We start from the raw sequence: 8053 nt of genomic DNA, 5'->3' as shown, positions 1-8053 counted from the left end.
GATGTCCGGCGCTCAAACTACCCAGAACACGACATTTCTATTTAGCGGAAACCCGACATTTCTATTTGGGACCGACATCGTTTCGGGTGATAATTAACATTATGTCAATCAGCTTTGCGCATCGACACCGGTTCGGGCGACGGCTGCGGCGTGTCGGCCACCGCGTTCGCGGGGTCCGCGAGCAGCTGCTTGAACAGCTTCTCCATCTTCAGCTGCGCGAGGCGTTGTGACCAGCCGCAGATGAAGTGAGCCGGGGTGTACCAGACATCCCGCTGCTGCATCGTCAGCGAATTGCCGTGAATGACGATCGCACCGATCCCGAGAAGCGAAAGCTGGAGATACGCCATGTACACGCAGCGCGGGTCCACGTCGATGCAGGTCGCGTGCATGTGGTAGGGGTAGTTGAGTCCGGCTTGATGCATGGCTTCGGCGGTTGCCACCACCATCCCCGCCGATTCGCATGCCGGTTCGTGCATCTCGGAACCCCTGCTCGCGGATGCCCTTAGCGCGCCTCGACGATCTTGGGACCGAGCTTCTTGCCGGCTTCGCGTGCGGCCGCGATAGCTTTATTAGACAGCGCCATGAATCGTCCTCCACTTCGGGTAGGTCCAGCGTCTTTTACAGCACCGCCTCCAGGCCCTTCCTCTCGATGAGATTCAGGAGCTTGGCTGCCGTGCCGTTCGGCTTCTTCGCGCCGCCTTCCCAGCTGCGCACCGTCGACGCGCTCGTGTTGATTGCTGCGGCCAGAACCGTCTGGCTGAGCTTCAACTTCTCCCGAAGTGCACGCACTGCATCCGCATCGTACTCGGGGACGGGCTCGAGGCAGAGTGCGTCGTATTCCGCCATGCGGCGCTTCGTGATAAGGCCAGCGTGGTGCAGATCGCCAGCCGAATCGTGTACAGCCTCGAGCAGACGGCTGCGCGGTTTTGCCTTAGTTGCCATTGCAAATCTCCGTTATAGCTCCGTCCGCCACCGCAACATCCAGTTGCTGTGAGGTCCGGCTCAGATAATCATGGGCCAACTTCTGAAGCGCTTCCAGTTCGGCCGCGCTGATGTTGTCCCGCTCGTTCTTCTCAAATCCGAAGACGAAAAACCATCGACTTCCTCGGTTCGTGGCAACCAGCGTTCGAGTGCCGCCAGATTTTCCACGCCCAGGTAATGCGACCCTCTTTTTCACTACGTTACCGCCGAGGTCCGCGTCGATCAGTCCCGCCACCATCTCCGCAACTGCGGCGCAGAGCAGCTGGTCGGTGAGTCCTGCTTTGCGCATCCAGCGGTTGAAGTGTCGTGTTTTGAAGACTCGTCTCATGGAGAAAAGTATAACACTGAGTAGCATAGTTTGCACACGGTTGTGCCTCTCTCTCTTGCATCGTGTTCGGCAGACGAACATCGGGTCCATCACTCCAGCACGTAATGTAGGTCTGAGATATTTTTCGATCGTTAACGAGACGGCATAGAGGCAGGCCCGCAGGCCTCCCAGACGCCCTGTTAGGGGTAACGTCCCTTTCGTGCCGAATCTGGCGGTACCGTCGCGCAAAGCCGCTCGCAGCAAGGCTCTGCGTCTCGGCAACCGCCGAGAAAACCACGGTTGCCAAGTCATTGAACAGGAACGACTTTCACGATCAAAGCGCCAGATTTAGCACGGACGGGAACGATTACCCCAGTTCGGGGATCACCGTTTGCGTCGGTCCCCACCGTCGGCCGGCGGTGTGACCAGTCGAGGCTCCTTCTGTCCGACGTCTTCCTTGCATTTCCAGATGGCTGCACGGTGAACAAAGACAACCCGCGATATAGGCCGGGAGTCGCCGAACGAAGGGGAATGGCGAAGGTCTACTTGCGCGATGACGAGAGCCGCAGCGGCGCGCTGGAACCCGTGCACCGCCCGTTCTTCGCTCAGCGGAGCGTTCGCGACGACGTTGATGAACAGCCGCGCGCCGCCGTCTGCGATCAACTGCTCCAGATCGCGGCGCTCGAGCGACTGATCCCAAATTTCTGGGACCACTGGATCTGTATTGAAGTCGAGATCTGTTGCCAGATTTGTGGTGCGTAATTGGGGTGACCAACTTACCCGCTAAGCGCGTGTGGATCGGCTTGGTCGACGCGACGCGGCAATTGAGGATCGCTTCAAGACCGCATCGCTGGAAGGTGGCGGACTCATGCGCGACCGCTCGACTCAGAGCTGCCGCCGACCCGGCTACCGATCAAAGTCGACTATCGTTGCCTTTTTCTGTGAGCGGCTCCGTCAAAGACCGTCGCCCCGGCTGCGCTCGAACTGGGGACGACGGACCATCAGATGCACATCCTCAGAACTTACGCGAGTTCACGACCCTGAAATCCGACTTCATGCCACCCACGGCATACTGTTCGTGCGCGTCCGGATTCGAAATCATGATGCTCACCGCCTTGCCTTGCGCAATGCTGGCGTCCGGCGAATCGTGCATGAGCGCACGCACACCTGGAGTGAAGCGCCAATAGACCATGTTGCCGTCTATCTCCGATCCGCTCTCCCGCAGGTCTTTGACCGGGACGGCACCATCAATGTCCCACCAGTAGCATGGCGGCCTCAGGGTTTCGCCGTCCCGGATGAACAGACAGCGAAAGTGTTTCGAGTCCCGATAGGGGATGTCCGTCAGGAGCAGCGTCATGCCCGATCCCTGCTGTTGCAAGATCTGATCGTAGTCGATTGATGCAACCGTGTGGGACACGGCCATTTTATCGTTCTCGGCGAGAGACCTCGCCTGCGACACAGCACTGAATGAGAACAGCAGAAGCAGGCTGGCGAAAAGATGTCGTTTCATTCTCTTAATGGTCCGAATAGAAATCATGCATTAATGGGCGCTCCAAAAATCGCCTTGCAGGCGCCCACCCCATGCGCTCACGCGGTCAATGCCACTCCACGTCATTGGGCTCGCCTTTGTTGTTGAACTCGAAGACGGTCGACGAGCCATTACTGTCGTAGTAAGTCGGCGTTCTAACCGGCTCCGCCCCCCCACTACTGCTGTTGCTCATGCTCTCGCCGCTGTCGGACTGTGCCGCCCGGCCGCCATGCACGATCGTGGGAGTGTTCTGAAACTCCTGCGGCATCTCAATGATGCGCCCCGTGCGGTACTCTTCCGCGATTATCTTCGCGCGCTGACGCGCTTCCTGCGCGAACGGCGAGTTGTCCTGTTCCTTCTTCACGAGCGCCGCGATATTCGCCTTTACGGAAGGAATCCTGTTTTTCGGGTCCATGTCGGCATAGTTGACCACGAACTGGCGCGCGGCATACGAGTCCACCGTCGCGCGAGCATAGTCGGTGTCGTACTGGCGCAGTCGCGACGCCCTCGCGATCGCGTGGATCTGCTCCACGCCGATATCGTCCACAACCGCGACAATCTTTGCCCGCTTGAATTCATAGGGATCCATGTTCGTCGGTGCGTCCTTGACGAAAATCGAAACCGCCGTGGCGGCGTAGTTCCTGCCAATCAGCGAACTCGCGCAGATATCCTCGGGCGATAAATTGCGGTGATCGGTGCACCCGAACAGTCCCGAGGCACTTCCGCCGGCCGTAGACCGACGCAAAAGTGTCAACGTTTCGGCAGTAATTGTGTCACTCTGCCTAAGTTTCGGGCAGCGAGGGTTTGGTTGTCTCTTGACGCACGCCAGCAATCGTACGGACGACGTCGCCACCCACAAGAAGGGCATCGGCGGCGGAACTCCCTTGGGCGTCACCACGGTCCTCGATGCAAAGTGGGGCATCAAAGCTCGATTCGGCCGCGCTACACTAACCCCCGCTCGATATACGCCCGCGTAATCGCCCGTCGATCTTCCCACGACATCGGTTGCAGCCTGTCTGGTGACCATTTCTTACTCGCGTACCTTGCTCCGCAATTTGCACAGCGATATGGTGTCTCGAGAAGCCGAACGTTTAGCAGATACGGCGCTTCATATCCGCATTTCCGGCAAGCTGACTCAAGGGGCAACGAATGCGCCGGGCAAACGGCGATCCTTTCTATCTGGTACAGAGCGCTGTGATACCCCCCAGCGATGCATCGACGGCAGTAGCGCAATGACTCGCTGCGAGGCCGGTGCTGAAGTGCGGGCAGAAGCGCAGCACGCACGACTTTCGCTGGCAAACCAAGTGTGCTTCGTAACCGCTCAAAGTCGATCGCTTCCACTTTCGGCACCACCCCTTCGTACGGGTCAACGCGCGGCCCCATCAGTCGTGCGAGAGCATACCCGGGAAGCGCGTTGGCCGTCTTGAACTTCCACAGGATCGAAACGATGGACTCGTATGGCTCTAGCCATTTCCTGTTGAAAACGTAGCCGAGGGCGGGCGTTAGCGAGCGTTCCTCGAGCGTGAGGATTGGAAAGCGCAACGGCGGGAGCATCGCCTCGCTAGGCGGCGGCGATGAGGACGCGACCGGTTGCATGGCGAGACTGAACATAACCGCAGTGATGTACTGCATACGCCCACAAACCAGCTTCCGGGCAGTAACCAGGTTCGTCCTTCAGTTCACTCTCCTTCAGTACAATTTCAACGACGCGTGCGAACGAATCCATCGGAATTTCCAGGCGCCCCGGTAGAGTTGCCTTGTGATGCGCCGCTTCGAAGGCTCGCCAAAGCGTGTCTGCATCACTGACAAGACGATACCCGGAGTCGAACGCCTGCGGAATATAGAACCGGGTAAAGCTCCAACCGCTTGCCTCAGGGTAGGCGGTCTGGTCGTATCCGTTCAGGCATGTTGCGACATCCGCGGCGTTGCGGATGCCGTGGAATGACAGTTCCTCGACCATCAGGCGCGCTACGATCTGCGTTTTTGCCGCAATCTGCAGCCCGGTTTTCTGTGCAAGCAGTTCCTGCTGCCCAACGAGAAAGGTGAACAGCTTGATCTGCTGCCGGTCGAGCGCGTCGTGAACATCCCGCAACCACTCGTACTCGTTTTCGTTGTAGCGCTGTGCCTCGTCGCAGAAGAGGAGCACCGTGCCGCTGCCAGCGCGTGCTGCTGCCTCCCGTATCCTCAGCGATAAGCGCATGCGTTTCGATGGATTCGTACCGGCGTTGGGATCGGGGTCGCCGACGGCCTCTAGCAGGTTTGCAAAGAACGGCCCTTCTGCGTGCCGCGGTTTGTGTTCGCACTGTGCGTGGTAGCTTGTCATCTTGGGATGGTTCTGAGCTAACAGCAGGCGCACGTATTCGATCGCGCGTGTTTTCCCGATTCGGGAGGGGCCGTAGATCAGCGCCCCCATGATTCGGTAGCGCAGACAGCGGGTGATCAGTTCATAAAACGACTCAATCGCGGGCGTGGCGATACGATAATTGCCCGTGACCACCGGATGCAGCGCCGGATCAATCGGACGTGGTACCTGAAGTGACATCACTCACCTCCTAAAGCAAACCTTAGGCTAAAAGACCTGACCTGTTCCGATTGACAGTTTACGGGGTCGCGCCGCGGTACCGACTTCGCGATCGCGATCCACGCCGCCATCGGCAGGGACTACCGACGTCGTCGGAGCGTCGAGTCCGCGAGGGTCAGTCGATCCAGGCTGACGGAGCGGACCTGGCGGAGTTTTCACCGCGGTCGACGACGCTATCAATCGGCTGACGTTGGCAAGTTCCGTCGCTGCCTTCCGTGTTGTCTTGGCACCTGCCAGCTTCTCCTCGACGTAAGCTCCGATCGGATCTGGTGCACCCGCTCCACGTTGGCGGCGTTGGCCTGCCTGCTTGAGAATCTGCTGGCGGAGCTTGAGATTGTGTGGGATCAGACGCCATGACCCTTGCACATCGAGCACGCCGAGCTCCACGCCATTGGACAGAAACGCCCGGACGCAGCGCAGATCGTCCGTGTTCATGTAGACAAGCAACTGCTGGCCGATGAGATTTGTGCTTGTTGCCAGCACCCCGTTGGTATAGCGGGCACCGTGCAGATTGATGTGAGGACGCACACCCTGACCGAGATACGCCCGCACACGGCACCGCCGCGCCGATTGCATCAGGCACAGGGTCCGACGGTGGTGTTCCGCAAGCCACGTTACCATTGACTGCTTGCCTCGCACGAAATACCCGATTGCTTCAAGCGGCGTAACGTTGTTCAGGCCGCCGTGTGGGGTACCGTTGTAGCGAGCGATCGCAAACTCGACCAGATCTTCAAGCTCGTCGAACGAGACAAACAAGCGGAGGTTACCCTTGGGATCGCTCAGCGCTCTACGCAGATCCCTCGGGTGAGACCCGGTGTAGCCTGGCAGGCGGGATGACAGTCTACTCGCGATCGTGCCGAAGAACCGTTCGATATAAGGCCGTTCATCTGGGCTATGTTTTGGTCCGGCATCAACCAGACAACCGATAAACTCACACAACGCCGTCAATGTCTCGCTCGCGAGGTTTGCCCTCCCGTTGTCGATCTTCATCCATTCCCAGGTGGCATACGCCAGCTCCGGCAGACGCTGCGATGGAAAGCCATCCTGCGGACCGTATCCCAGACCGACAATGGTGAAATTTCGCTCACGGTGCGGCTCTAACGCATTTTCGATCGTCTTGATGACGTCGTAACGGCTGTATTCCTTTCCAAGTGCAACATGATAGCCGAGCACGGCGCGTGTACAGACATCGATGATGACGAGGAGCCACGCCCGGTCGATCTCGAACTCATGCGCAAAGCCTAGCGGGTCACGCGTGACCACCTTGAGTCGGATATCAAGCCGGTGGCCGTCGAATTCGACCACCTGATACGCTCGTGTCGCTGCAGGCACGCCCGCTTCGCTCGCGCGTGGCAGACCCTTCAGATGCGAAGCACCTGCTGACCGCGCAGCAGTATCGAAGCCACGCAATAACTCTGCTTTCACGCGTCGTGACAACGAACGGATCGCGTGGTCTGAGCTGTTGAATGGGTAATCGACGACAGTCAATCCGACCGCGCGACATTGGCGGAGAAATTCGTCGTGCAACACCCTCAGACCGCTGAGACGCGTTCGCAGCCCAGAGTCCGTGCGCATCTGTATCAGCAGCACCTTACGTTGCTTGAGCCTGAGCCGCAGCCAGCCGGCCAAAGCGGGGTACTGCGCGAACAGGAAGGATAGCGCTCCCGCCGCACCATAACCGCCGCGGTCGCGACCGGTCCCGACAGCTTTTACTCGCGTATATTCCGCGATGCGCGTATAACGCACGAGAGCCCGGAAACCGAAGGGCCTTCCATCAGGGTGCGGCAGCGTAGCGCGTTCGAGCAGGCGGTACAGTTGACGGCGGTCTACCCCCGTTGATAGCTCAATCGAATTAACCGTTTCACCGGAAGCGTAGCGCAAAACGGCCTGTCGGCGTCGTTCAAAATCCCGACGCGCGATCTCGTCGAGTTCCGTATGCGCAACCGTCGGCCACGCACTCACGTCGATCGCCTGCAACTCCGGTTTCCACTGTTTCATGCTCTTGCCTCCGCCTTCACAAATGACGTCAACAGAGACAAAGGCTGACTGTGAAGCTCCGGTGCTACGACCTGCCCGCTGTACAACAAGTCGAACAGCGCCGCACGGGGCAGTACTGGATCGCCGGCCGAAAACTCTCGCTCGATGGCAAGCAATCTTTGAGGCGCAGCAAGGAAGCGGACGATCGCCTCCGACAGTGTCGGCGGAACAAGTCCCCGGTTTGTGACAAGATACGGCAACATGCGCTGCCAGTTCTCGATCCACACCCGTGCGGCAGCCAGATCAGCCGGGCCAACTCGACGGATGGATAACGCATCACGATCAAACGAACGGTGACACCCCGTAGTCTCGCCCATGCTACCGTCTAAATCTTCGACCGTTAGGATAACCAATTCATCATGGTCGACGTAACGAATCAGAAAATCCGCGAGCCGGGAGTTTCCCTCTATCTGTATGTAACCGGGACGCTCGCAGAAAGTGACCACCGCGGGATCGGTCTCGAGCAGCATCCACAATTCAAGCAGGAAACGTCGATAGAACGTGATCCGGCGCCGCAGCTTGGGGCTGAATGCTTCGATCCGATGCGCGCCTGGTGGTCGCACAAGCGCGATTGGCTTGACCTGCGAAATGGACGATTCCATGAGGTTCCACGCCGACG

At 58.9% G+C, this 8053-nt stretch carries 9 protein-coding genes; 1 reads left to right on the top strand and 8 read right to left on the bottom strand.

The features are described from left to right. Window positions 1–104: 104 nt before the first annotated feature. The 3 genes from EVC45_RS38555 to EVC45_RS38545 form a co-directional block, all read right to left on the bottom strand. Window positions 105–476 (bottom strand): hypothetical protein, encoded by a 372-nt coding sequence (locus EVC45_RS38555; RefSeq protein ID WP_129963361.1) that lies wholly within the window; start codon window positions 474–476, stop codon window positions 105–107. A gap of 142 nt (window positions 477–618) precedes the next feature. Continuing rightward, window positions 619–942 carry a DNA-binding transcriptional regulator gene (locus EVC45_RS38550; RefSeq protein WP_129963360.1) on the bottom strand — a complete coding sequence of 108 codons (324 nt, stop codon included), beginning with the start codon at window positions 940–942 and terminating at the stop codon, window positions 619–621. Further along, window positions 932–1309 (bottom strand): type II toxin-antitoxin system RelE/ParE family toxin, encoded by a 378-nt coding sequence (locus EVC45_RS38545; RefSeq protein WP_129963359.1) that lies wholly within the window; start codon window positions 1307–1309, stop codon window positions 932–934. The genes EVC45_RS38550 and EVC45_RS38545 overlap by 11 nt, the downstream gene beginning before the upstream one ends. 510 nt (window positions 1310–1819) lie before the next feature. On the opposite strand from EVC45_RS38545, the gene EVC45_RS38540 reads away from it, so the two are divergent. Further along, window positions 1820–2050, top strand: a complete 231-nt coding sequence (locus tag EVC45_RS38540) for a hypothetical protein (protein WP_129963358.1) — start codon at window positions 1820–1822, stop codon at window positions 2048–2050. A 253-nt stretch (window positions 2051–2303) separates the two neighbouring features. On the opposite strand, the gene EVC45_RS38535 is transcribed toward EVC45_RS38540, so the two are convergent. From EVC45_RS38535 to EVC45_RS38510, 5 genes are all read right to left on the bottom strand, one after another. Beyond that, window positions 2304–2798: a hypothetical protein gene (locus EVC45_RS38535; protein ID WP_129963357.1), complete on the bottom strand. Its 495-nt coding sequence runs from the start codon at window positions 2796–2798 to the stop codon at window positions 2304–2306. Window positions 2799–2883: 85 nt separating this feature from the next. Further along, on the bottom strand, window positions 2884–3738 hold the full coding sequence (locus EVC45_RS38530) for a hypothetical protein (RefSeq protein ID WP_129963356.1): 855 nt from the start codon (window positions 3736–3738) through the stop codon (window positions 2884–2886). Between the two features lie 639 nt (window positions 3739–4377). Then, window positions 4378–5358 carry an ATP-binding protein gene (locus EVC45_RS38520; protein ID WP_129963354.1) on the bottom strand — a complete coding sequence of 327 codons (981 nt, stop codon included), beginning with the start codon at window positions 5356–5358 and terminating at the stop codon, window positions 4378–4380. A gap of 27 nt (window positions 5359–5385) precedes the next feature. Further along, window positions 5386–7395 carry a DDE-type integrase/transposase/recombinase gene (locus EVC45_RS38515; protein WP_129963353.1) on the bottom strand — a complete coding sequence of 670 codons (2010 nt, stop codon included), beginning with the start codon at window positions 7393–7395 and terminating at the stop codon, window positions 5386–5388. Further along, a complete protein-coding gene (locus EVC45_RS38510; protein WP_129963352.1) occupies window positions 7392–8036 on the bottom strand; it encodes a hypothetical protein in 645 nt (214 codons plus the stop codon). Before EVC45_RS38510 ends, EVC45_RS38515 begins: the two co-directional genes overlap by 4 nt. Window positions 8037–8053 lie beyond the last annotated feature (17 nt).

The organism is Paraburkholderia sp. UYCP14C, assembly GCF_004197395.1.
Classification (GTDB): Bacteria; Pseudomonadota; Gammaproteobacteria; order Burkholderiales; family Burkholderiaceae; genus Paraburkholderia.
Note: the sequence above shows the minus strand (reverse complement) of the source record. Positions and strands in the feature narration are given on the sequence as shown.